Source organism: Streptomyces sp. NBC_01381 (genome assembly GCF_026340305.1).
Lineage (GTDB): Bacteria > Actinomycetota > Actinomycetes > Streptomycetales > Streptomycetaceae > Streptomyces.
On sequence record NZ_JAPEPI010000001.1, the window covers coordinates 3,824,096 to 3,847,811 of the forward strand.

Genomic DNA, 23,716 nt, shown 5'->3' on the forward strand with positions numbered 1-23,716 from the left:
ACGGCAGTGTGCCGTCGGCGGGGCTCAAGTCGTTCATGGGCTCAGTCGTTCATGGGCTCGGGCATGCTGGTCGCTTTCGCAATGTGCGGGCGTAAGAGCACATCAGAGGCTTTGGGTGACATTGGCTCCTTTCGCAGATCCAGGCAGCAACAGGACGGTCGGCGCCCGCAGTTGGTCGGGGACGAGACGGTGACATTCCTGCCTCACTATTGCGAACGCCTTGGCCTACAGTGCGTGTTGAGAGTCATGACAACGGGGAACGGGGAACGGGGAAAGTGACCATCGAAGTGACGACTCAGAACACCGAACTGGAGCCGCAGTTGGGGCAGGAGCAGGAGCCCCACTGTCCGTGCCGGTCCGCACTCCACTCGGGTGTGGAGCCGCCGGTCGTCAGTGATCTGACGGTCCGTGAGAGGGAAGTGATGCTGCTCCTGGGTGCCGGGTTGCCCAACCCCGCGCTCGCTCGGCAGCTCGGCATAGCGGAGCGCACAGTGAAGGCGCATGTCGCGCGCATCATCGAGAAGTTGGGGCTCAGAACCCGTCTCGACGCCGTCGTGCTCGCCATAGTCCACCACGGCCTTTTGTGCCCGGACGGGGCAAAGGGTTCCTTGCACTAAGGGCTCCATGCACCAAGGGTTCTTGCATCAAGGCTCCTTGCACTAAAGGGCAGTGCACAAAGATTCACTATGAAGCGTTCTCCGGGATTCATACGATCTTGCCGGTTGGTCGAGCAGGATCGATGAACGATGAACGGGGAACAACAGAATGGTCATCTCGCGCATCACCGTCGCGTCGCTGGCTGCGGCGGGAGCTCTGGTCGCGGGTTCGGGCGTGGCCGCGGCCACGCCCGAACCCAGTCCCGAGGTCACGGCGGCCACGGCCGGCGGCGCCGCATCGGCGGCGGGCGGCCCGAGCAAGCTGCGGCGTCTGTACGAGCTGACCCGCTCCACGGAGACGAGCGTCACGGACTGGCGTCAGGCGCGCAAGCTCGCCAAGGCAGGGGTCGACCGCTGGAACTTCCGGTGGGGCACCGACTGGTGCACGCGTCTCGCCGACAAGCCGGGCGGCTTCGACTTCCGCCTCTCCTGCGCGCGGCACGACTTCGGGTACCGCAATTACAAGGAACTGATAGGCAAGAAGGCGTTCGCGGGCTCGACGCACGAGCGCCGCGTCGACAAGGCGTTCCTCTTCGACATGAACCGGCAGTGCGCCGCCCAGCCGAACAAGACCAAGGCCGAGCGGGCGCAGTGCCGCAAGAAGGCGAAGGCGTACTACGACCGGGTCAGCTGACCCGGGTGGCTTGACGCCGCTCGAGGCTGCTTGACGGGGGCGGGGTGGGACGTGCCGTGTGGCGCATCCCACCCCGTCTTCCGTACCGGTCGACGGGACGATTCCTTAGCCTCGGTGAGGTTCCCGCCAACCTCTGTGAGCCCCTTCCCCGTGACCGTCACCCGCTCCTCCCGGGCCCTGCCGCTCCTGGTCACCCTGGCCCTCGCCCTCATCGGGGTGCTGCTCATCTCGCGCATGCCGACCGCGAGCGCGGCCCCCGCGTCCGCCGGCACCGCACGGTTCGCCGCGCTCGCCGGTGACGTGCGCGCCGCTGACGGGCACCGCTACAACGCCCGGGACGACACCGGCCGCACCATGGACGCGGCGCAGATCACCCAGCGCTCCGACGGCAGCTATCTGGCCGTCTACCACGCGCTTCTGGACGACGGCCGCTTTCACGCCGCCGTCGCCACCTCCACCGATCTGCGGCACTGGCAGCGCCGCCACGACTTCGGCCCCGGCACCCATCAGGCGTCCCTCGCCGATGACGGGCGCGGTGGATATGTCCTTGCGTACGAGAAGGACCCGAAGAACCACATCGCGGTGCGCGCGTACGCCGACGAGGACGCGCTGCTCGACGGGCGCGCGACACGGGCCTACGACGCCCCGCGCACCCTCTCGCGGTGCGCGGAGGGCACGCCCGACATCACCGCCGTACACGGCGACACCATCCACCTCACCGGGCACTACCGCGCCGGCTGCGACACCGACCGCCAGCTGCGCGCCACGCTCACCGGCTTCCGGCACTGGCACGCGGAGCCGGACCGGCGGCTCGACCGGGCCCTGCAGACCTGGGGCAACAGCGGGAACCTCGGCGACCGGGCGCCCGTCGAGCTCGACGGGCGGCGGGTGCTCCTCGTGGAGGGGCAGCGGTGGCGCGGCGACTTCGGGAGCTGGCGGACCTATGCCTACGATCCCGCGAGCGGCCGCGCGGACCGCCTCGCGATCCGCACGCACGGCGGCAGCCAAGCCTTCGCCAATCCGTCGGCGTCACTCCTGACGAACCCCCAAGGGCGGCCGGCTCTGCTGGTCAGTCTCTTCATTCCGGGGGAAGGGGCGGCTCCCGGAGAGGCGGGGCAGCTTATCTACTGGCGCAAGCTGTAGGCGGCGGTCCTCGCAACGGGGCAAAACCGTTTGGCGAACATGCGTAGGGTGCAGAGAACCCAACAGGGTTGAGAGTGGACCGACGCGCAGAAGGGAGCCGAGGCGATGGACGAGCAGAAGGAAACCCTCCGAGTGGGCTCGGCCGTGCGGCGCCGCCGCCGGCAGCTGGAGCTCACCCTCGCCGTGGTGGCCGAGCGCAGCGGTCTCTCGGTGCCTTTCCTGAGCCAGGTCGAGAACGAACGGGCGCGGCCCAGCAGGCGTTCCCTGCAGCGCGTCGCCGACGCGCTCCTGACCACCGACGTCGAACTGCTCGCCGCCGCCGACCCCGCCTGCACGGTCGACCTGGTGCGCGCCGACGAGGGCGACCGGGAGGGCTCGACGCCCGACGCCCGCGTCCGCAATCTGGTGCGCGGCCACCATCAGCTGCACGCGATCGAGTTCTCCGGCGACCATGACGAGGGGCGCGAATTCCAGCACCGCAACGACGAGTTGATGTACGTCGTGGGCGGTGCCGTCGAGGTCGAGGCGGAGGGCAGGGCACACCGGCTCGGCCGCGGCGACAGCCTGTATCTGACCGGCGGTGTGCGCCACCGCTGGCGGGCGACCGTGCCCGACAGCCAGATCCTCGTCGTGGCCGTCGCCGACCACATCGAGGCGACGGACGACGCCCGCCGCTGAGGGAGGCCCTGCCATGCCCGGTACGCGGGTCGTCTCCCTCGTCCCGTCCCTGACCGAGGCGGTCGCCGTGACCCTGCCGGGCGCGCTGGTGGGGGCCACGGAGTGGTGCAGCCATCCGGCGGAGCTCGACGTGGTCCGCGTCGGCGGCACGAAGAACCCTGACGTACGGGGCATCGTCGCGCTCGCCCCGGACCTGGTGATCGCCAACGAGGAGGAGAACCGCGCCCCCGACCTCGCGGAGCTGCGGGCGGCGGGGATCGAGGTGCTCGTGACGGAGGTGCGCGATCTGCCGGGCGCCTTCCGCGAGCTGGCCCGGGTGCTCGCCGCGTGCGGGTCGGGGCGGCCGCGGTGGCTGGACGAGGCGGAAGAGGCGTGGGCGCGGCTCCCGGCGCCGGAGGTCAGGCTGCGGGCGGTGATCCCGATCTGGCGGCGCCCTTGGATGGTCCTGGGCCGCGACACGTTCGCCGGTGACCTGCTGCGGCGCCTCGGCGTCGACAACGCGTACGCGACGCACACCGAGCGCTATCCGCGCATCCCGCTGGAGGAGCTGCGGGCCGCGGCACGCGACCTGGTGGTCCTGCCCGACGAGCCGTACCGCTTCACGCACGAAGACGGCCCCGAGTCGTTCCCCGCTCCCGCGGCGCTGGTCAGCGGCCGCCATCTGACCTGGTACGGACCGTCGTTGGGGGAGGCGCCGGGTGCGCTCAGCGGGGCGCTGCGAGCAGCTTTCCGGTGAGGAGGCCGCGTGCGGTGTGGGTGAGGGCCACCGTCCAGGCCGCCACCAGGACGATGAACAGGGCGACGGCCAGCCAGTCGTAGACCGCGAGGCCGGTGTGCTTGCCCAGGCCCTCGGCGCCCGTGACGCAGGTACCGACGGGGAAGGTGAACGCCCACCAGGTCATCGCGAAGCGCATGCCCCGGCGTCGGGCCCGCAGCACCATCGCGGCCGCGAGGGCGAGCCAGAGGAGGGCGAAGCCCATCACCGGGACGCCGTAGAGCACGGCGAAGACCGCGAAGCCCTGGTCGTAGGGGGCGGGGACGACGCCCGAAGCGGCCGTGTCGGCGAACTTGTTGACCGCCGTGGTCGACTGGCCGAGCGGGCCGAGGACCAGGAAGAGCGTGGGTGTGAGCGCGAGCGGCAGGGGGCCGCCGGTCATCAGGCGGGCGAAGATCATGGGCAGCATCACCAGGGTGGCGAGCAGGCTCAGGCCGAACATCGCGAAGCAGGCGAAGAGCAGCGTCTCCTGCGCCTGTCCCGCCGGGAGATGGGGTACGAGGAGGGGGCCGACGGCGGCGGACACCATGGGCGCCACGATGGGCAGGAGCCAGACGGGGGATGCCTGGCCCGGCTCTATTCGGTGCCTGACCACCATCAGGTAGGGGATCGCCACGGCCACCGCGAGGCCGATGACGCTGCCGGCCGTGAACAGCACGGTGCCGAGCGCCACCGCCGCGCCCGTACCGATCCAGTCCTCGCCCAGGAGGAGTGCGCCGCCGCCGACCGCCACCAGGGCCATGGCGAGACAGCCGTAGAAGGGAGCGACGGCCGGGTCGAGGAGATGGGCGCGGGCCTGGTCGCGGTGGTGGACCCAGTGCAGGGTGCGGGCGGCGAGCAGCGCGGTGAGCATCAGCAGGGAGAGCGCCCAGACCGCCGTGCAGGCGGTCCGCAGACCGGGCACGTGGAGGGGGAGCGTGGCACCCGCGTTGGCGATGATCGCCGTGCCCATGACGGCGGCGTACCAGTTCGGGGCGAGGTGACGGGTGGCGGGGGCGCTGCGGCGGACGCTGCGCGCGGGGGCCTGCGGGTGGGCGACGGTGACCATGTGTCCACGGTCCTTCCTCGCCGGGTCCCCCACCAGGAGTCATGCCCCTATGAGGGCATAACCTGGGCTTATGAGTACGACGTCAGCCACTCCTGCCGAGTTCTCCGATACGCCGCCGGGGGCACCGCTCGCCCATCGCGTGCCGGACCTCGGAGCGCTCGAACTGCTGCTCGCCGTGGCGCGGCTCGGCAGCCTGGGGCGGGCCGCGCGGGAGCTCGGCATCACCCAGCCCGCCGCGAGCAGCCGCGTCCGGTCCATGGAGCGGCAGCTCGGGGTGGCGCTCGTGGACCGGTCGCCGCGCGGTTCGCGGCTCACCGACGCGGGGGCGCTCGTCACGGACTGGGCACGGCGGATCGTGGAGGCGGCGGAGGCGTTCGACGCGGGGGCGCAGGCGTTGCGGGACCGACGGGACTCGCGGCTGCGGGTCGCGGCGAGCATGACGATCGCGGAGTATCTGCTGCCGGGCTGGCTGATCGCGCTCCGCTCGGCGCGGCCCGACACGGCGGTGTCGCTCCTCGCGGGCAACTCCACGGTGGTGGCGGAGCGGCTGCTCTCCGGGGAGGCTGACCTCGGCTTCGTCGAGGGTCTGACCGTGTCGAGCGGGCTCGACTCGGCGGTCATCGCCCACGACCGGCTGATCGTCGTCACCGCGCCGGGGCATGTGTGGGCGCGGCGCCGGAAGCCGCTGGGGGCCTCGGAGCTCGCGGCGACTCCGCTGATCCTCCGGGAGGAGGGGTCGGGGACCCGGCAGGTCCTCGACGCGGCGCTCGGCGGGCTTGCGCGGCCGCTGATCGAACTGTCGTCCACTACGGCGGTGAAGGCGTCCGCGGTGAGCGGGGCGGGGCCCGCTGTGCTCAGCGAGCTGGCGGTGGGGGAGGAGTTGGCTTCGCGGCGGCTGGTGGAGATTCCGCTGGCGGAGGTGCGGTTGCGGCGCGAGCTGCGGGCGGTGTGGCCTACGGGGCACCGGCCTACTGGGCCGGCGCGGGATCTTTTGTCTTTGACGCGGGCTTAGCGCCCCCGGGGGTGCGTTGCCTCTGGCCTGTGCTGAGGGCGCCCGGGGTGCATTGCCTCTGACCCGTGCTGAGGGCGCCCGGGGGTGTCCTGTCGCCGCCCGCCTTCGCCGAAAAGCTCTCCCGCCCACCCACCCGAGTACCCGGCGGTATCGGGTGGGTGGGCGGGAAAGTCTTGGCGGAGGCGGGCGCAGGGGCTGCGACGTCCCACGGCAGAGGCGCCAGCCGCGCCTGGGCGGCCCGCCAACCGCAGGTGCCGAGGCGTCCCGGCCCCGCTCCTTGGCGCCTCCTGGAGGCAGGGCCCGCGGCGCCGAAGCCCCGGCAGGATGCCTACGCCGCCCCCGCCGCCCGCACCAGGGCCCGCATCACCCGCAGATCCTCCCCCATCTCCGGGTGCCACTGAACCCCCAACGTCCAGGCGGAGCCCGGGAGTTCGACAGCCTCCACCGTGCCGTCGTCCGCGTGGGCCGAGACCACGAGATCCCGGCCCAGACGGGCCACCGCCTGGTGGTGGTACGTGGGGACGTCCGTCGACGCCTCCGGCACGATCGACGCGTACAGCGTGTCGGGCACCGGCTTCACCTCGTGCGTGCCGAAGACGCCGACCGCCTCGACATGCCCCTCCATGTGCTGGGTGAGCGTTCCGCCCAGCGCCACGTTCAGGAGCTGCATCCCCCGGCAGATGCCGAGCAGCGGCGTCCCCGACGCCAACGCCGCCTCGATCAGGGCCAGTTCCCACGCGTCCCGCTCCCGCGCGGGCGGCCCCGTGTGGTCCTCGGGCTCCGCGCCGTAGCGGACCGGCTCGACATCGGGGCCGCCCGCGATGACCACGCCGTCGACACGGGCGACGACCTCGGCGGCGTACGAAGGATCGTCCGGCGGAAGCATCGCCGCGCTGCCGCCCGCCGCCTGGACCAGGCGCGGGTAGCCCGCAGGCAGCAGCGCCGCATCGAGCTCCCACACACGCCAGCGCGCCTTCGACTCCAGGTAGGTGCTGATGCCGATCAGTGGCCTGTCGGTCCCGCTCACCTTCGTCTCCCTCATGCTCAGCCGCGCTCCAGTTCCGCCTCCGCGGCGGCCAGCGCCGCGAACTCCTCCTCCGGCGCCCGTGCGACAAGCCGCTTGCGGCTGTAGAAGCCGAAGTACGCGATTGCCACCACATATACCCCCAGCGCGATGAGTGCCGCCGTCACGTCCACCAGGAACGTCGCCACCAGCGCCGAGCAGGCGAGGACCAGTGCGACGGAGGAGGTCAGAGTGCCGCCCGGCGTGCGGTAGGGGCGCTCCAGGCCCGGCTCGCGGCGGCGCAGCACGATGTGCGAGAGCGACATCAGGGCGTACGAGATGGTGGCGCCGAACACCGCGACGTTCAGCATCCGGGCGCCGTCCCCGGTCGCCGCCGCAAGGCCGAAGCCGATCGCCCCCGGTACCAGGAGGCCCAGGTAGGGGGCCTTCCGGCTGCTCGTGAGCGACAAGAACTTCGGCAGATATCCCGCCCTCGACAGCGCGAAGAGCTGGCGTGATCCCGCGTAGATCAGGGAGAAGAAGGACGCCACCAGGCCCGCGAGGCCCGCGTAGTTGACGATGCGGCTGAGCGTCGTCGCCTTGCCGTCCGGCTGCAGCGCCTCCACCAGCGGATTGCCGGCCTCCTGGATGGCGTTCGCGCCGCGTGCCCCGGCCGATGCGAAGAACGTGAGGAGCGCGAGGACGATGAGGATGGCCATCGACCAGCGGATCGCACGCGGCAGCGTACGGGCCGGGTCCTTGGTCTCCTCGGCCGCGAGCGGGACGCCCTCCACGCCCAGGAAGAACCACATGCCGAACGGGAACGCCGCCCAGATGCCCAACAGGCCCATCGGCAGCCAGGAGTTGGACCCGAAGGCCGAGGAGTCCACCGCGATGTCGTTCAGCTTCGACGCGTCGAAGTCCATGAACGCCCCGACCGCGAAGACGAGCAGCGCCGCCACCGCGATACCGGTCACCACGAAGCTGAAGCGCAGCGCCTCGCCGACACCCCAGAGATGGATGCCGATGAAGATCACGAAGCAGGCCAGGTACACCGGCCAGCCGGAAGTGAGGCCGAAGAGGCCGAGGGATTCGACGTAGTCGCCGATGAAGATGGCGATGGCGGCCGGCGCCAGGATGTACTCGATGAGGATCGCCGTGCCGGTCAGGAAGCCGCCCCAGGGGCCGAGTGCCCGGCGCGCGAAGCCGTAGCCGCCGCCCGCGGTGGGGAGCACCGACGACAGCTCCGCCAGCGAGAACACCATGCACGCGTACATCAGGCCCATGAGCGCCATGGCGATCGCGAGGCCGCCGAAGCCGCCCTCCGCCAGGCCGAAGTTCCAGCCCGAGTAGTCGCCGGATACGACGTACGCGACGCCGAGCCCGGTGAGCAGGAGCCAGCCCGCGCTGCCCCGGCGCAGCGTTCTTCGCTCCAGATAGTCGTCCGCCGGCTCGGCGGTGGTGGGTGGCTTGGTGGACTCCACGGTCATGGCACGGCTCCTATGCGGCGGCGGCACTGCGGCTCGGCGGCTGGATCACTCAGGCGAACTCAGGTGACTCAATGGAACGGATCCATACCTTTGCCGTGCCACCGGCGAGAAATCAAGACCCCTGCGTTACACCGCGGTTAATCACCCCTCACCGCGCCCCTTATGTCAGAAAACCCCGCAGCAAGGCGGCCGTCCCGGCGCAGTGCTCGCGCATGATCTCCCGCGCCCCGTCCGCGTCCCCGTCGAGCACCGCCTCCACGAGCGCGGTGTGCTGGCGCTGCGAATGCTCCAGGTTCCGCACCAAGAGGGGGATGCAGTCCAGGAGGTCGTTCACGGTCGCGCGGACCGCCGCGTACTGCGCCGTGAGCGTGGGCGAGCCGCAGAGCTCGGCGAGCGTCAGGTGCAGGAGGGTGTCCAGGCGGCGGTACTCGGACAGGGGCGCGTCATGGGTCTGGGCGAGCGCCGCGCGCAGCCGCTCCTTCTGCTCGTCGTCCAGGCCGTGCGCCGCGCAGAGACCGGCCGCTCCGACCTCCAGGACCTCGCGGAAGCGCAGCGCGTCCTCGACGTCGACGTCCGCCACGCGCCGCCGCAGCTCGTCCTCGCCGGCCGCCTCGGGGCGCGGGCGCACGAACGTGCCGCCGTAGCGGCCGCGCCGCGACTCGACGAGGCCCTGGTCCTGGAGCACCTTCAGGACCTCGCGCAGCGTGACCCGGCTGATGCCGAGGCGGTCGGCCAACTCCCGCTCCGACGGCAGGCGTTCACCGCCGGGCACCAGGCCGAGACGGACGACCTGGAGGATCTGCTCCAGGGCCTCCTCGAAGCCGTTGCCCGCCCGCACGGGACGCAGGACCGGCGTGAGCCGGTCATCGGTCGCGGCGCTCGCGTCGTCGGCATCCGTCTGCGACATCTGGCCGTACCCCCTTCCCAATCAATGGTTCTCGGCAATACCTTATGGCTCTCGGCTGACCCAAGGAGGATTTTCCCGTGGCAGACCGCACACCCCCGCTCGGGGTCGAAGAGCTGCGTGCTCTCGTCACGAGCGGCGAGATCGACACTGTCGTCCTGGCCTTCCCCGATATGCAAGGGCGGCTCCAGGGCAAGCGGTTCGCCGCACCTTTCTTCCTGGACGAGGTCCTGGAGCACGGCACGGAGGGCTGCAACTACCTCCTGGCCGTCGACACGGAGATGAACACCGTCGACGGATACGCGATGTCCTCCTGGGACCGCGGCTACGGCGACTTCGCGATGCACGCCGACCTGAGCACCCTGCGCCGCGTCCCCTGGAACGAGGGCACCGCGATGCTCATCGCGGACCTCGCCTGGAACGACGGCTCACCCGTCGTCGCCGCGCCCCGGCAGATCCTGCGCCGCCAGCTCGACCGGCTCGCCGAGCTCGGCTACACCGCCAACGTCGGCACGGAGCTCGAGTTCATCGTCTTCAAGGACACGTACGAGCAGGCCTGGGACTCCGGCTACAAGGGCCTGACCCCGGCGAATCAGTACAACATCGACTACTCCGTGCTCGGCACCGGCCGCATCGAGCCGCTGCTGCGCCGCATCCGCAACGACATGACCGCCGCGGGCCTGGTCGTCGAGTCGGCCAAGGGCGAGTGCAATCCCGGCCAGCACGAGATCGTGTTCAAGTACGACGACGCCCTCGTCACCTGCGACCAGCACGCCATCTACAAGACCGGCGCCAAGGAGATCGCGTCCCAGGAAGGTGTCTCGATCACCTTCATGGCCAAGTACAACGAGCGCGAGGGCAACTCCTGTCACATCCACCTCTCGCTCGCGGACGCCGACGGCAACAACGCCATGGCCGGTTCCTCGGACGACCCCGGCGGAATGTCGCCCGTCATGCGCCACTTCCTGGCCGGGCAGCTCGCCGCGCTCCGGGACTTCTCGCTCCTCTACGCGCCCAACATCAACTCCTACAAGCGGTTCCGGCCGGGATCGTTCGCGCCGACCGCCGCCGCCTGGGGCTACGACAACCGCACCTGTGCCCTGCGCGTCGTCGGCCACGGCCGCTCGATGCGCTTCGAGAACCGCCTGCCGGGCGGCGACGTGAACCCGCACCTCGCGGTCGCCGGACTCGTGGCCGCGGGCCTGCACGGCATAGAGCAGAAGCTCGAACTGCCGGAGGAGTGCACGGGCAACGCCTACACCGGCGACTACGCACACGTGCCGACCACGCTGCGCGAGGCCGCCGAGCTCTGGGAGAACAGCCCCATCGCCAAGGCCGCCTTCGGCGACGAGGTGGTCGCGCACTACAGCAACATGGCGCGGGTCGAACTGGACGCCTTCGACTCCGCGGTGACCGACTGGGAGCTCCGCCGCTCCTTCGAACGTATGTGAGGAAGCACGTGCTCGACGTACAGAACCTCGACGTACTGAATCCGGCGACGGAAGAGGTCGTCGCGACCGTCCCCGCCGCCACCGCACAGGACATCGACGCCGCGGTCGTGCGCGCCACCGCGGCCCAGGCGAAGTGGGCCGCCGTCGTCCCTGCCGACCGCGCCCGCCTGCTGCGCCGCTTTGCGGTCACCGTCGATGAACACCTGGAAGAACTCGCCCAGTTGGAGGTGCGCGAGGCCGGTCACGTCATCGGCAACGCGCGCTGGGAGGCGGGCAACGTCCGCGACCTCCTCGACTTCTCGGCCGGGGGAGTGGAGCGGCTGAGTGGCCGTCAGATCCCCGTGCCCGGCGGTCTGAACGTCACGGTCCTCGAACCGCTCGGCGTCGTCGGCGTCATCGCGCCCTGGAACTTCCCCATGCCGATCGCCGCCTGGGGCACCGCCCCCGCGCTCGCGGCCGGCAACGCGGTCATCCTGAAGCCCGCCGAGACGACCCCGCTCACCGCTCTCCGGCTCGCCGAACTCGCCCTGGAAGCAGGCCTTCCCGAGGGTCTCTTCCAGGTCCTGCCCGGCACCGGCGCCATCGCGGGCAACGCCCTGGTCGAGCACCCCGGCGTCGCCAAGATCGTGTTCACCGGGTCGACCCGTGTCGGCAAGCAGATCATGAGCAAGTGCGCCGACCGCGTGAAGCGGCTGACGCTCGAACTCGGCGGCAAGAGCCCGAACATCGTCTTCGCCGACGCCGACGTGGAAGCCGCCGCCCTCGCCGCCCCGATGTCGTATCTCGACAACTCCGGCCAGGACTGCTGCGCCCGCACCCGCATCCTCGTGCAGCGCTCGGTGTACGACCGCTTCCTGGAGATCGTGCGGCCCGCCGTCGAGTCGATCGTCGTCGGCGACCCGTCCGACGAGAAGACGCAGATGGGCCCGCTGATCTCCAAGTCCCAGCTGGAGCGGGTGCGTTCGTACGTCCCGGAGGGCAGCGGAATCCACGGCACGGCCCCCGAAGGCCCCGGCTTCTGGTTCCCGCCGACGCTGCTCACCGACGTCGACGCGGACGCGCCGGTGGCGACGGAGGAGGTCTTCGGCCCGGTCGCCGTCGTCCTGCCCTTCGACGACGAGGCCGACGCGATCCGCCTCGCCAACGCGACCGAGTACGGCCTGTCCGGCTCCATCTGGACGCGGGACGTCGGCCGCGCACTGCGGGTGTCCGGGGCCGTCCAGGCCGGGAACCTGTCCGTCAACTCGCACTCCAGCGTGCGCTATTGGACCCCGTTCGGGGGTTACAAGCAGTCCGGACTCGGCCGCGAGCTCGGCCCGGACGCGCTCGCCGCCTTCACGGAAACCAAGAACGTCTTCATCAGCACGGAAAGCACCAGCCCGGAAAGCACGGAGGCCTGAGCACCCATGACCGAACAGAACATCTGCCGCCGCCTGGTAGGCCGCACCGCCGTCATCACCGGTGCCGGCAGCGGCATCGGCCTCGCCACCGCGCGCCGCCTCGCCTCCGAGGGCGCCAACGTCGTCTGCGGCGACATCGACGAGACCGCGGGCAAGGCCGCCGCCGAGGAGGTCGGCGGGACCTTCGTCAAGGTCGACGTGACCGACGCCGAGCAGGTCGATGCGCTCTTCAAGACCGCGTACGACACCTATGGCTCGGTCGACATCGCCTTCAACAACGCGGGCATCTCGCCGCCCGACGACGACTCCATCCTGGACACGGGCCTCGAGGCCTGGAAGCGCGTCCAGGAGGTCAACCTCACCTCCGTCTACCTGTGCTGCAAGGCCGCCATCCCCTACATGCGGGAGCAGGGCAAGGGCTCGATCATCAACACCGCCTCATTCGTGGCGAGGATGGGCGCGGCGACGTCCCAGATCTCGTACACCGCGTCCAAGGGCGGCGTCCTCGCCATGTCCCGTGAGCTGGGCGTGCAGTTCGCCCGCGAGGGCATCCGCGTGAACGCGCTCTGCCCGGGCCCGGTCAACACCCCGCTGCTCCAGGAGCTGTTCGCCAAGGACCCCGAGCGCGCCGCGCGCCGCCTCGTGCACATCCCCGTGGGCCGCTTCGCCGAGCCCGAGGAGATGGCGTCCGCGGTGGCGTTCCTCGCCAGCGACGACTCCTCGTTCGTGAACGCCACGGACTTCCTCGTCGACGGCGGGCTCACCGGGGCGTACGTCACCCCGCTGTAGGCCCCACGCGCGGTTCACCCCGCAGTTCACCCAGCAGCCACCCACCCGTCAGCCGGGCGTCGCACGACGCCCGGCTGACCTGCGTAAACACTGGAGTGTGTTCGTGAACTTCAAGCGCCGCGCCACCGCGGCCGCAGCCGTCATCGCCGTCGCCGGAGCCGGTCTCGTCACCGTCCAGGCCACCGCGGAGGCCACCCAGCCCACACGGTCCAAGGCCGCGCACTGCCCCGACCTCACCGTCTCGAAGGGCTGGTACGGCGAGAACAAGGCCCGCATCCAGAAGATGATCGACACGTACGGGAAGTGCGGCGAGCAGCATCGGAGAGGCGGCGCCAAGCCCGTCGCCACCTTCGACTGGGACAACACGGTCATCAAGAACGACGTCGGCGACGCCACCATGTTCTGGCTGCTGCGCAACAGCAAGATACGTACGCCGAAGAACGCCGACTGGCACACCACCAGCCGCTACCTCACCGACCCCGCGGCCAAGGCCCTCACCAAGGCCTGCCCCGCCACCGGCACCACCCTGCCCACCGGCCGCGACACGGACTGCGCCGACGAGATCACCTCCGTCTACGCCGAGGGCACCACCAAGAGCGGGGAAGCGGCCTTCGACGGCTTCGACCACCGCCGCATGGAGCCCCAGTACGCCTGGCTCGCCCAGCTCACCCAGGGCTGGTCCGCCCGCCAGATCAAGGGCTTCGCGGCGGCCGCCCGCAAGGAGAACCTCGCGGCGCCCATCGGCACCGAACAGACCGTCGGCACCGGCAAGTTCACCGGCTGGGTCCGCTACTACGACCAGCAGCGGGATCTGATCCGTACGCTCAAGAAGGCCGGATTCGACGTGTACGTGGTCTCCGCGTCGCCCGAGCCCGTCGCCGAGGTCTGGGCGCGGAGCGTGGGCATCGACGCCCGGCACACCATCGGCATCCGCAACGTCACCGCGCACGGCACGCTCACCCGGCACCTCAAGGGCTGCGGCACCGTCAAGGACGGCGACGACTCGATGATCACGTACATCGACGGCAAGCGCTGCTGGATCAACCAGGAGATCTACGGAGTGCGGGGCGCCGCCGCCGAGAAGGTCCAACCGGCGGAGAAGCGACAGGTGTTCGCGGCCGGCGACTCCGACACCGACATCTCCTTCCTGCGCGACGCCACGGCCCTGCGCCTCGTCCTGAACCGCAACAAGAACGAGCTGATGTGCCGCGCTTACGACAACGGCGACGGCCGCTGGCTGGTCAACCCCATGTTCATCGAACCCAAGGGCAGGCTCGCCGAGCCCTACCCGTGCGCCACCACCGGCTACACCGAACGCGACGGCGCCGAGGGCCCGGTGCGCCGCACCGACGGTTCCGTCATCCCCGACCAGCAGGACACGGTGCATGGGACCTGACCAGGCCTCAGAGATTGATGTACGGTCCATGCGCATGCGCAACAGACATGCTTTGGCGTTGACGCTGGCCACGGCCGCCACTCTGGCGGCCGTGCCGGCTGCACTCCCCGCGGCCGCCGCCACGCCCGCGAACTCCCCCGCTGTGAAGGCCCATTGCCCGCAGCTGTCCAAGAAGCTGACCTGGTACGGCGACAACCGTGACCGGCTCCAGCAGATGATCGACGAGCGCGGCCGCTGCGGCCCCCACCGGGGCCACGACGAGAAGCGTCCGGTCGCCGCCTTCGACTGGGACAACACCGTCGTCAAGAACGACATCACCGACGCGACGATCGCCTGGTCCCTCCACCACGACAAGATCCTGCGTCCGGCCGGCTGGAAGTCCACCAGCAAGTGGATGACGGACGAGGCCGACAAGGCGCTCACCGCCGCCTGCGGCACGGACGTGCCGGTCGGCAAGCCGCTGCCCACGTCCACGGACACCGACTGCGCCGACGAGATCTTCGAGGTCCGCGAGGACGGCAAGACGATGAGCGGCGCCGCCGCCTTCGCGGGTGAGTGGGACCACCGGCACACCGTGCCCCAGTACGCCTGGGTGCCCCAGCTGTTCGCCGGGCACACCGTCCCCGAACTGGAGTCGTACGCCGCGAAGGCCCGCAAGGAGGCCCTGGCCGCCCCCGTCGGCGCCACCCAGACCGTCGGCACGCACGTGATCCCCGCGTACGCCCGCTACTACGACCAGCAGCGCGACCTGATCCGCACGCTCAAGAAGGCCGGTTTCGACGTCTACATCGTCTCGGCGGGCTCGGAGCCGGTCACCGAGGTCTGGGCTGCCGGTAAAGGGGGCGTCGGCATCGACCGCAAGCACACCATCGCCATCCGCTCCGTCCTCGACCGCAAGGGCCGCATCACCACCTGGAACCAGGGCTGCGGCGACGTCCCCGTCAACCAAGGCGAGGCCATCCCCTACATCGACGGCAAGCGCTGCTGGATCAACCAGGAGATCTACGGCGTCCAGGGCAAGTCGGCCTGGGACAAGCAGGACTGGTCCCACCGCATCACGCTCGGCGGCGGCGACGCCGACACGGATGTGACGTTCGTGGGCGACGCGACCGGCGCGCACCTGGTCCTGAACCGCAACAAGAGCGAGTTCATGTGCCGCGCCTACGACAACGCCGACGGCCGCTGGCTGGTCAACCCCATGTTCATCGAGCCGCTGCCGGGCAAGACCGACCCGTACCCGTGCTCGACGGCCGCGTACAACGAACACGACGGAAGCAAGGGCCCGGTCCTGCGCGAGGACGGCTCGGTCGTGCCTGATCAGGCGGACTCGGTGTTCTGATCTTCGGGGCACGACTTAGAGTGCCGGGATGAGCATGTCGCCCCCTCCCGGCTGGTACGCGGACCCGTCGGCCCAACCGGCACAGCACGTCGAGCGCTGGTGGGACGGGTCCGCCTGGACCGAGCACCGGCGCACGCCCGAAGCCCCTCACCTGGGCCAGGCGCAGCCGGGGTTCGGCCCGCCGACACAGCAGCTGCCGGTGCCTTCAGGGGGAGGCGGCGGCCGGGCCAAGGTCGTCGCGCTCGCCGTCGCCGGGGTCGTCCTGGTCGCGTCGATCGTCACCGGTGCCGTGGTGCTCGGCGGCGACGACGGCGAGCCGACGGGCGGCGATCCCGCGCCGACCACGTCGGAGCCGGTGGACACCCCGTCGCCGACCTCCCCGACGCCCACCACGTCGGCGCCCGACCCCGACCCCTCCCACCTCGTGGACCAGCTGAACGGCATCACGATCCCCGTCCTCGACGGCTGGGAGAAGGCCGACAACACCGTCGGCAGCGACCCGACCATCCAGACGCCGGACACCTACGACTGCCCCGGCGAGGGCGGCTTCTGCCGGCACGGCACGGTGTACTCCCGCACGGCGACGGCCACCGACGAACGCTCGCCCAAGGCGCTGGCGCTCGGGGACATCAAGGACGCGGCGGACCGGGCGTACGACCAGGACGCGATCGGCCGGGAACTGTTCGGCGGCATCACGCGGCACGAGAAGGTGAAGGAGGGGAGCGTGGCGGTCGCAGGACGCTCCGGATACCTCGTCCGCTGGCGCGTCTACACCGCGAAGGGCCCCGGCGGATACGTCCAGTCGCTCGCCTTCCCCTCAAGCCTCGGGTCCGAGGCGCCGGTCATCGTCCGCTTCGCCATCGACGCCGGGGACGGCGCGCCGCCCCTCGCCGACCTGGACAAGATGACCAAGGGCATCAGGACGATCGGCGAAGGCGAGACCAGCGGCGGCGTGGGCAACAGCGTGGGCGCCACACCGTGACTCCGCACTAGAGGAACGTGTGGCCCTCGCCCCGATACGTCGGCACGGTCGCCGTCACGCGGTCGCCCTGCACGAGGTGCAGCGCATCGAACCGCTCGCACATCTCCCCGGCCTTGGCATGCCGGAACCACACCTTGTCGCCGATCAGGAGGTCGTCGGCGGGGGCGCCGAGCAGCGGGGTCTGCACCTCGCCCGCGCCTTCCTGCGGGTCGTAGCGCAGCCCTTCCGGGAGGTACGGCACGGGGGAGCGGTCGGGGCCCGCGGCGCCCGACGCCGGGTAGCCGCCGCCGAGCACCGTCACCGTGCCGACGCCGGGCCTGCGCACCACGGGCTGCCCGAAGAGCGCGGCCGGACGCCCGCTGAACGACGTGTAGTTGTCGAAGAGCCGCGGTACGTACAGACCCGACCCGGCGGCGATCTCGGTCACCGCGTCCTCGGCCGCCGTGTGCTGGACGCTGCCCGTGCCGCCGCCGTTGACGAACTCCAGGTCAGGCGCGATCGCGCGCACCGTGCGGATGGTCTCCGCCCGGCGGACCGCGAGCTCCTTGCGGGCCGCGCTCTGCATCATCCGGATCGCCCGCGACCTGACCGGATGCCCCGCGACCGCGTCACCGACCCCGGCCACATGCCCCTCGTACGCCATCACGCCCACGAGCCGGAAGCCGGGCCGCCGGGCCACGGCGCGGGCCAGGGCGGCGACCTGGACGGGAGAGTGCAGCGGGGAGCGCCGTGCCCCTATCCGCACCTGCCCCCCGAGGGCCTTGAAGGCGGTGTCCAGTTCCAGACAGACCCGCACCTCTTCGGTCCCGTCGCCCCTGGCCTCGTCGATGAGCTTCAGCTGCGCCGGGTCGTCGATCATCACGGTCACCGACGCGGCCAGCTTCGGGTCGGCGGTGAGCTCGGCGAATCCGGCGCGGTCGGCAGACGGATAGGCGAGAAGCACGTCGTCGAACCCGGACCGGGCGAGCCAGATCGACTCGTCGAGCGTGAACGACATGATCCCCGCGAAGCCGTCCTTGGCAAGGACCCGCTCAAGCAGGGCCCGGCAGCGCACGGACTTGCTCGCCACCCGGATCGGCTTCCCGCCGGCCCTGCGCACGAGATCGTCGGCGTTGGCGTCGAACGCCTCCAGATCGACGATCGCGAGCGGGGCGTCGAGGTGTGCGGTGGCCCGGTCGTAGCGGGCTCGGTCTGCGGCACGGCCAGTCATGACCGAAGCCTGCCAGACGCGATTACCCGAGGGTAGGGGGACGATCCGGGCAGATCGCCCCGGCCCGCGGACTGGTTCCCTGCCGACCTGTGTCTGCCTCTAGAGTTACGCGCACAAGAGCGAGGAAACGGGGGGTGCATGAGCACGGAAGCGCGGCGGACTCCCGTCCCGCCACAGCCCGCGACTCCACCCCCGCCGCCGCAGCCGCCCGCCGCGGCCCGCTTCCCGGATCTGCGCCCGCCGGTGCCACCCGTGGACCCGGACGCCGAGCCCGCCGACCGGGCGCCCGACGGCGACTCCGTCCTCGGGGACCTGCTTGCCCCCTTCGACCGCGTACGGCAGCCCGTTTCCCCGGCCCCGGCGCATCCCCCGAAGCCGGTGGACCAGGAGGGTGACGCGGCATCCGTGACCCCGGCGTCCCCGCCACCACCGCCCGCATCGGCCCGCTTCCCCGATGCGCCGCCGCCGTCGGCGACGACGGGTACGCCGGGCACGACGCGGATACGGGAGCCGGAGCAGGAGCCTGCCCTGGCCGCCCCTGCCGCCCCTCCGGCCGTCCCGCCGCAGCCTCCCGTCCCGCCCCGCCTCGCAGAAACCGGAACAGGCGCCGAGCCCGTGAACGAGACCGCCGCGGACGCCGCCGATTACCGATTGCCCCCGCCGGTGCCGCCGAAGCCCGCTGCGGTGTCCGAGGCGCCTTCCCCCCGAACCGCCGCCGCCCGCAGGGCAGTTGGTGCCGTAGACCTGACACCGGGCCCCGGTGCCGGGCGCCCCTTCGTGACCTTCGCGCGGCCGGTGCTGTACGACGACAGCACCACCCGGCTGCGGCCCGTCCGCTCCTGGGCGCGCCCCAGGGCGGCCGCCGCCGCTGCCTGTGTGGTGCTCGGCCTCGGGCTCATCGGCGGTGCGGCCACGGGGAGTTGGCTGACCGGCGACGCCGAGGGAGCGGGCAGCACGCAGTCCGCGTACGCCGTCGCGGGCGAGCTCTGGCACAGCGTGCCCGTCGACCAGCTCTTCCCCGTCACCATCAAGGGAGAGGGCGCGGGCCCCGGCGGCGCCGACCGCACCTGGACCCGGATAGCCGTCGCCCCCGACAGCGGCTGCAAGGCGGCCTTCGACCCGCTCCTGCGCAAGGCGCTCGCCCCGGCAGGCTGCCTGCGGCTGCTGCGCGCCACGTACACGGACGCGACCCGCAGCCATGTCACCACGGTGGGCCTGCTGTTCACCAAGGCCGACGCCGACGCGATGCGCTCCCTGCGCACCCGCTTCACGGAGGAGGGCCTCGACCGGCGCGCCGACCTGATGCCACGGCCGTACGCCGCCAAGGGCACCCCGGCCGCCGGCTTCGGCGACGCCCAGCGCGCCTCCTGGACCGTGTCCGTCCTGCCGGACGCCCCCGTCGTCGCCTTCGCCGTCTCCGGCTTCGCCGACGGCCGCACGGTCACCGAACCGGAGCCCGCCGAGGAAGCCATGAAGACCTCCGCCACCAGCGCCCCCGCCCAGGCCGGCCTCGGCAACGAGGCGAAGGGCATCGCCGACCGCGTCGAGCGAGGCCTGCGCAAGACCATCGCGGCCACGGAGAAGTCCTCATGAGAATCCGTCAGTTGACGACCGCAACCCTGGTCGCCGGATCGCTTGCCCTGCTGCCCACCATCGCGCACGCCGACGACGGCATCCGCGCCCAGCAGTGGGCCCTGGACGCCATGCACACCGACCGGGCCTGGCAGACGACCAAGGGCAAGGGCATCACCGTCGCCGTCCTGGACACCGGCATAGACGCCGAACACCCCGACCTGAAGGGCAACGTCCTGCAGGGCAAGGACATGGTCGGCTTCGGCGCGAAGCGGGGCGACCGCCCCTGGGCCCGGCACGGCACCGCCATGGCCGGCATCATCGCCGGCCACGGACACGGCGCGGGCGGCGGCGACGGCGTGCTCGGCATCGCACCGGAAGCGAAGATCCTGCCGATCCGCGTGATCCTCGAGGACGGCGACCCGGCCCGCGCGAAGGCCCGCAACACCCGGGGCAACGCCCTGGCCGACGGCATCCGCTGGGCCGCCGACCACGGCGCCGACGTCATCAACCTCTCCCTGGGCGACGACTCCAAGTCCGCCCACCCCGAACCCGCCGAGGACGCGGCCGTCCAGTACGCCCTGAAGAAGGGCGCCGTCGTCGTCGCGTCCGCGGGCAACGGCGGCGAGCGCGGCGACCACATCTCCTACCCGGCGGCCTACCCCGGCGTGATCGCCGCCACCGCCGTCGACGAGGACGGCGACCGCGCCTCCTTCTCCACCCGCCGCTGGTACGCCACCGTCAGCGCCCCCGGCAAGGACATCGTCATCGCCGACCCGGACCGCGAGTACTACGAGGGCTGGGGCACCAGCGCCGCATCCGCGTTCGTCTCCGGCGCCGTCGCGCTGATCCGCGACGCCCACCCCGGCCTGACCCCCGCCCAGATCAAGCAGCTCATCGAGGACACGGCCCGCGACGTCCCGGGCGGCGGCCGCGACGACTCCCGGGGCTTCGGCTTCATCGACCCGGCGGCCGCGATCGCCGACGGCGGCAAGCTGAAGCCGCAGGGGCTGACCTCGGCGGCGTACGAGAAGAAGTACTTCGGTACGGGACCCGACCCCGACCGGGGCGACGACGGCCCCGCCGGCTGGGTCGGCCCGGTCGCGGGCGGCCTGGGCGTGGCTCTCCTCGCGGCGGCGGTCTACCTGTGGCGCGGCCGGCGGGGAAACCCCGTCCGCTAGGAGCGGGACCGCGGTCGTCCGGCTCCCTGCCACGGTCGATAGGGTCGGGACCGTGGCGAACAAGAACATCCCGGACCCCGGCTTCTCCGACGACAACGGGTCCGCCGACCCCCGGCTGACCAGCGCGCTCGCCGCCTGGGCCGATGACCGCACCGCGCACGGCCCGGTCCTCGAAGCACTCGCGGGCGCCCGCCTTCTCGTCCCCGTCGTCGCTGTCCTCGGCGAGGTCGAGGAGGACGAGAACGGCCTGCGCCGCGAGAAGACCAGCGACATGGCGGTCCCCACCCTCAAGGCGGGCGACCGCAAGGCGCTGCCCGCCTTCACCTCGACCGCGTCCCTCGCCCTGTGGGACCCGGAGGCCCGGCCCGTCGCCGTGCCGCTGCACCAGGCGCTCGCGGCCGCCGCCCACGAGCAGGCCGACACCATCGTGCTCGACCTCGCGGGCCCGGTCCCGTACGAGATCAACCGCTCCGCCCTGATCGCCCTCTCCGAGGGCCGCCGCAGCCAGGACCCGCTGGGCGACCCGGCCGTGACCGCGGCCGTGCGAGCCGCCGTCGCCGCCGAGCCCGCCGTCCTGCGCGCCTACCTCGGCGCGGGCAGCGCGGACGGCACTCTCGCCCTCGTCATCGACCCCTCCGCGGCCCCCGGCGAAGCCGCCCAGCGCGTGGCCCGGCACCTGGCGGCCGACGAAACACTGAGGGCCCGCCTGGTGAGCGGCCTCGACCTGGCACTGCTGCCGGCCGAGGCGACGCCACCGGGCGAGCCCCTTTACGTACGTACGGTGTGAGGACTCAGCCGAAGACCGGGCCCGTGTACTTCTCGCCCGGGCCCTGACTCGGCTCGTCCGGCACGTCGGAGGCCTCGCGGAAGGCCAGCTGCAGCGACTTCAGGCCGTCGCGCAGCGGGGCCGCGTGGAACGAGGAGATCTCCGTGGCGCTCGCGTCCATGAGACCGGCCAGGGAGTGGATCAGCTTGCGGGCCTCGTCCAGGTCCTTGTGGCCCTCGCCGCCCTCGGCGAGTCCCAGGTTCACGGCCGCGGCGCTCATCAGGTGGACCGCCACCGTGGTGATCACCTCGACCGCGGGGACGTCCGCGATGTCGCGGGTCAGGGTGTCGAAGTCGGGGGAGTCGCCTGCGGGGGACTCGGGGGTGGGGGTCGCGTCGCTCATGTCCCACACGATAAGCGGAGCCCCGTACGGGCGGCGCCGCGGGACTCCGCGTGCACGCTGGTTAGCCGCACCCCCGGGGACCTGCTAACCTTGTGTAACGACCGGCCGGATACTCGCGTCCAAACGCAAGGAACCCGGCCCACAAGTGGAGGCTCCGCTTCCCACCTGGCCGCTCCCCGGAGCGGCGGGTCACCGGTCAGGCGGCCACAGTCCCCGAGACTATGGTCCGCCCGAGTTGCGCCCCGCGATCATCGCGGAGGTGCTCCGGTAGTAATGGAGCCCCTTCCTGTGATCGGCTGGGGCATTTTTTATGCGCCGAAGCTGTTGGTCCGAATACACAGACGTAACGCGGCTGTCCGCCAGACCGCCGCGTGGTGCTACCGAGGAGGATCCATCAGCGCCGAGCCCCGCATCAACGACCGGATTCGCGTTCCCGAGGTGCGACTTGTCGGTCCCAGCGGCGAGCAGGTCGGGATTGTTCCGCTTGCCAAGGCCCTGGAGCTTGCACAGGAGTACGACCTCGACCTGGTCGAGGTGGCGGCTACCGCCCGTCCGCCCGTGTGCAAGCTCATGGACTACGGGAAGTTCAAGTACGAGTCGGCCATGAAGGCCCGTGAGGCGCGCAAGAACCAGGCGCACACGGTCATCAAGGAGATGAAGCTCCGGCCGAAGATCGACCCGCACGACTATGACACCAAGAAGGGTCACGTCGTCCGGTTCCTCAAGCAGGGCGACAAGGTCAAGATCACGATCATGTTCCGTGGTCGCGAGCAGTCCCGCCCGGAGCTCGGCTACCGACTCCTGCAGCGTCTCGCGAACGACGTCGAAGACCTCGGGTTCATCGAGTCGAACCCGAAGCAGGACGGCCGAAACATGATCATGGTCCTCGGTCCGCACAAGAAGAAGACCGAAGCCATGGCCGAGGCCCGCGAGGCCCAGGCCGCCCGCAAGGCCGAGCGACAGGGCCGCACGGACGACTCCGCGGAGGAGACGCCCGACGAGGCCGAGGCCGTCGAGGCCGCAGCCGAGGTCGAGGCGCCCGCCGAGGAGCCTGCCGAAGCCTGATCCGGGACGCGCCTCCCACGCGCGCCTTGGATGACAACCGATACATCTGACGCTCCCTGCCTCCGATTCGCAGGAACCGGAAACGGCAGGGAGTGCCACTGACGAGGAGAGAACGGCGCTATGCCGAAGAACAAGACGCACAGCGGTGCCAGCAAGCGCTTCAAGATCACCGGCTCCGGCAAGGTGCTCCGTGAGCGCGCCGGCAAGCGCCACCTGCTCGAACACAAGTCGTCCCGTCTGACGCGTCGCCTCAGCGGCAACGCCGAGATGGCCCCGGGCGACGCCAAGAAGATCAAGAAGCTTCTCGGCAAGTGAGTTCGGGCGCCGAAGACGGCGCCTGAATTCTGACCGGGACCCAATCGATACCGGGTCGTGTGAAGACAACCACGGCCCCGCTACAAGGAGTTAACAAGTGGCACGCGTCAAGCGGGCAGTCAACGCCCACAAGAAGCGTCGGGCGATCCTCGAGGCGGCCAAGGGTTACCGCGGCCAGAGGTCGCGCCTGTACCGCAAGGCCAAGGAGCAGGTCACCCACTCCCTGGTCTACAACTACAACGACCGCAAGAAGCGCAAGGGCGACTTCCGTCAGCTGTGGATCCAGCGCATCAACGCCGCTGCCCGCGCCAACGGCATCACCTACAACCGCTTCATCCAGGGTCTGAAGGCCGCCAACATCGAGGTGGACCGCAAGATCCTCGCGGAGCTGGCCGTCAACGACGCGAACGCCTTCGCGGCGCTCGTCGAGGTTGCGCAGAAGGCTCTGCCGTCGGACGTCAACGCCCCCAAGGCTGCCGCCTAGGCTTTGCGTTTCTGAGCGTC

24 protein-coding genes are annotated in these 23,716 nt (G+C 71.2%); 18 read left to right on the top strand and 6 right to left on the bottom strand.

Annotated elements, in window-relative coordinates; all coding sequences use genetic code 11:
- Positions 1 to 275 precede the first annotated feature (275 nt).
- From OG453_RS17805 to OG453_RS17825, 5 genes are all read left to right on the top strand, one after another.
- Positions 276 to 617 carry a helix-turn-helix transcriptional regulator gene (locus tag OG453_RS17805; RefSeq protein ID WP_266868883.1) on the top strand — a complete coding sequence of 114 codons (342 nt, stop codon included), beginning with the start codon at positions 276 to 278 and terminating at the stop codon, positions 615 to 617.
- A gap of 148 nt (positions 618 to 765) precedes the next feature.
- Complete coding sequence (locus tag OG453_RS17810) at positions 766 to 1,290, top strand: phospholipase A2 (protein WP_266868884.1); 525 nt, start codon at positions 766 to 768, stop codon at positions 1,288 to 1,290.
- A 150-nt stretch (positions 1,291 to 1,440) separates the two neighbouring features.
- The gene (locus OG453_RS17815) at positions 1,441 to 2,433 is read left to right on the top strand and encodes a hypothetical protein (RefSeq protein WP_266868885.1); all 993 of its coding nucleotides are present in this window, start codon (positions 1,441 to 1,443) and stop codon (positions 2,431 to 2,433) included.
- Positions 2,434 to 2,538: 105 nt separating this feature from the next.
- The gene (locus OG453_RS17820; protein WP_266868887.1) at positions 2,539 to 3,111 is read left to right on the top strand and encodes a helix-turn-helix domain-containing protein; all 573 of its coding nucleotides are present in this window, start codon (positions 2,539 to 2,541) and stop codon (positions 3,109 to 3,111) included.
- A gap of 13 nt (positions 3,112 to 3,124) precedes the next feature.
- Positions 3,125 to 3,847: a helical backbone metal receptor gene (locus OG453_RS17825; RefSeq protein WP_266868888.1), complete on the top strand. Its 723-nt coding sequence runs from the start codon at positions 3,125 to 3,127 to the stop codon at positions 3,845 to 3,847.
- Here the strand turns inward: OG453_RS17825 and OG453_RS17830 are convergent.
- Complete coding sequence (locus OG453_RS17830) at positions 3,816 to 4,934, bottom strand: TDT family transporter (protein ID WP_266868889.1); 1,119 nt, start codon at positions 4,932 to 4,934, stop codon at positions 3,816 to 3,818. The genes OG453_RS17825 and OG453_RS17830 overlap by 32 nt on opposite strands.
- Positions 4,935 to 5,004: 70 nt before the next feature.
- On the opposite strand from OG453_RS17830, the gene OG453_RS17835 reads away from it, so the two are divergent.
- Positions 5,005 to 5,946, top strand: a complete 942-nt coding sequence (locus OG453_RS17835; RefSeq protein WP_266868890.1) for a LysR family transcriptional regulator — start codon at positions 5,005 to 5,007, stop codon at positions 5,944 to 5,946.
- 328 nt (positions 5,947 to 6,274) lie between these two features.
- On the opposite strand, the gene OG453_RS17840 is transcribed toward OG453_RS17835, so the two are convergent.
- From OG453_RS17840 to OG453_RS17850, 3 genes are all read right to left on the bottom strand, one after another.
- Complete coding sequence (locus OG453_RS17840) at positions 6,275 to 6,988, bottom strand: gamma-glutamyl-gamma-aminobutyrate hydrolase family protein (RefSeq protein ID WP_266868891.1); 714 nt, start codon at positions 6,986 to 6,988, stop codon at positions 6,275 to 6,277.
- Between the two features lie 2 nt (positions 6,989 to 6,990).
- Complete coding sequence (eat, locus tag OG453_RS17845) at positions 6,991 to 8,439, bottom strand: ethanolamine permease (RefSeq protein ID WP_266868892.1); 1,449 nt, start codon at positions 8,437 to 8,439, stop codon at positions 6,991 to 6,993.
- Between the two features lie 160 nt (positions 8,440 to 8,599).
- On the bottom strand, positions 8,600 to 9,346 hold the full coding sequence (locus OG453_RS17850; protein ID WP_266868893.1) for a FadR/GntR family transcriptional regulator: 747 nt from the start codon (positions 9,344 to 9,346) through the stop codon (positions 8,600 to 8,602).
- 77 nt (positions 9,347 to 9,423) lie between these two features.
- Here OG453_RS17850 and OG453_RS17855 point away from each other — a divergent pair, with 77 nt between their 5' ends.
- From OG453_RS17855 to OG453_RS17880, 6 genes are all read left to right on the top strand, one after another.
- Positions 9,424 to 10,794 (top strand): glutamine synthetase family protein, encoded by a 1,371-nt coding sequence (locus tag OG453_RS17855; RefSeq protein ID WP_266868895.1) that lies wholly within the window; start codon positions 9,424 to 9,426, stop codon positions 10,792 to 10,794.
- Between the two features lie 8 nt (positions 10,795 to 10,802).
- Entirely contained in the window at positions 10,803 to 12,194 is a 1,392-nt protein-coding gene (locus OG453_RS17860) for an aldehyde dehydrogenase (protein ID WP_266868896.1), read from the top strand.
- Between the two features lie 6 nt (positions 12,195 to 12,200).
- Complete coding sequence (locus OG453_RS17865; protein WP_266868897.1) at positions 12,201 to 12,983, top strand: 3-oxoacyl-ACP reductase; 783 nt, start codon at positions 12,201 to 12,203, stop codon at positions 12,981 to 12,983.
- A 103-nt stretch (positions 12,984 to 13,086) separates the two neighbouring features.
- Positions 13,087 to 14,379, top strand: a complete 1,293-nt coding sequence (locus OG453_RS17870) for a haloacid dehalogenase-like hydrolase (RefSeq protein WP_266868898.1) — start codon at positions 13,087 to 13,089, stop codon at positions 14,377 to 14,379.
- Positions 14,380 to 14,413: 34 nt separating this feature from the next.
- Complete coding sequence (locus OG453_RS17875; protein ID WP_266868899.1) at positions 14,414 to 15,718, top strand: haloacid dehalogenase-like hydrolase; 1,305 nt, start codon at positions 14,414 to 14,416, stop codon at positions 15,716 to 15,718.
- 28 nt (positions 15,719 to 15,746) lie between these two features.
- The gene (locus OG453_RS17880; protein WP_266868900.1) at positions 15,747 to 16,700 is read left to right on the top strand and encodes a DUF2510 domain-containing protein; all 954 of its coding nucleotides are present in this window, start codon (positions 15,747 to 15,749) and stop codon (positions 16,698 to 16,700) included.
- Positions 16,701 to 16,707: 7 nt separating this feature from the next.
- Here the strand turns inward: OG453_RS17880 and OG453_RS17885 are convergent, their stop codons facing one another.
- The gene (locus OG453_RS17885; protein WP_266868901.1) at positions 16,708 to 17,910 is read right to left on the bottom strand and encodes an amino acid deaminase/aldolase; all 1,203 of its coding nucleotides are present in this window, start codon (positions 17,908 to 17,910) and stop codon (positions 16,708 to 16,710) included.
- Between the two features lie 138 nt (positions 17,911 to 18,048).
- Between OG453_RS17885 and OG453_RS17890 the strand changes: the two genes are divergently transcribed.
- From OG453_RS17890 to OG453_RS17900, 3 genes are read left to right on the top strand one after another with little or no spacing between them, the layout of a single operon-like run.
- Complete coding sequence (locus OG453_RS17890; protein WP_266868903.1) at positions 18,049 to 19,503, top strand: hypothetical protein; 1,455 nt, start codon at positions 18,049 to 18,051, stop codon at positions 19,501 to 19,503.
- Positions 19,500 to 20,663 (top strand): type VII secretion-associated serine protease mycosin, encoded by a 1,164-nt coding sequence (gene mycP, locus OG453_RS17895; protein WP_266868904.1) that lies wholly within the window; start codon positions 19,500 to 19,502, stop codon positions 20,661 to 20,663. Before OG453_RS17890 ends, mycP begins: the two co-directional genes overlap by 4 nt.
- A gap of 52 nt (positions 20,664 to 20,715) precedes the next feature.
- Positions 20,716 to 21,450, top strand: coding sequence for an SseB family protein (locus OG453_RS17900; RefSeq protein ID WP_266868905.1), 735 nt, complete (start codon positions 20,716 to 20,718; stop codon positions 21,448 to 21,450).
- A gap of 4 nt (positions 21,451 to 21,454) precedes the next feature.
- Here the strand turns inward: OG453_RS17900 and OG453_RS17905 are convergent, their stop codons facing one another.
- Positions 21,455 to 21,832, bottom strand: coding sequence for a DUF1844 domain-containing protein (locus OG453_RS17905; RefSeq protein ID WP_266868906.1), 378 nt, complete (start codon positions 21,830 to 21,832; stop codon positions 21,455 to 21,457).
- Between the two features lie 321 nt (positions 21,833 to 22,153).
- Between OG453_RS17905 and infC the strand changes: the two genes are divergently transcribed.
- The 3 genes from infC (at position 22,154) to rplT (ending at position 23,696) form a co-directional block, all read left to right on the top strand.
- The gene (infC, locus tag OG453_RS17910) at positions 22,154 to 22,897 is read left to right on the top strand and encodes a translation initiation factor IF-3 (protein WP_266869915.1); all 744 of its coding nucleotides are present in this window, start codon (positions 22,154 to 22,156) and stop codon (positions 22,895 to 22,897) included.
- A gap of 120 nt (positions 22,898 to 23,017) precedes the next feature.
- Complete coding sequence (gene rpmI, locus OG453_RS17915; protein ID WP_135330421.1) at positions 23,018 to 23,212, top strand: 50S ribosomal protein L35; 195 nt, start codon at positions 23,018 to 23,020, stop codon at positions 23,210 to 23,212.
- Positions 23,213 to 23,309: 97 nt separating this feature from the next.
- On the top strand, positions 23,310 to 23,696 hold the full coding sequence (gene rplT, locus OG453_RS17920; RefSeq protein WP_266868907.1) for a 50S ribosomal protein L20: 387 nt from the start codon (positions 23,310 to 23,312) through the stop codon (positions 23,694 to 23,696).
- The last annotated feature ends 20 nt before the right edge of the window (positions 23,697 to 23,716 follow it).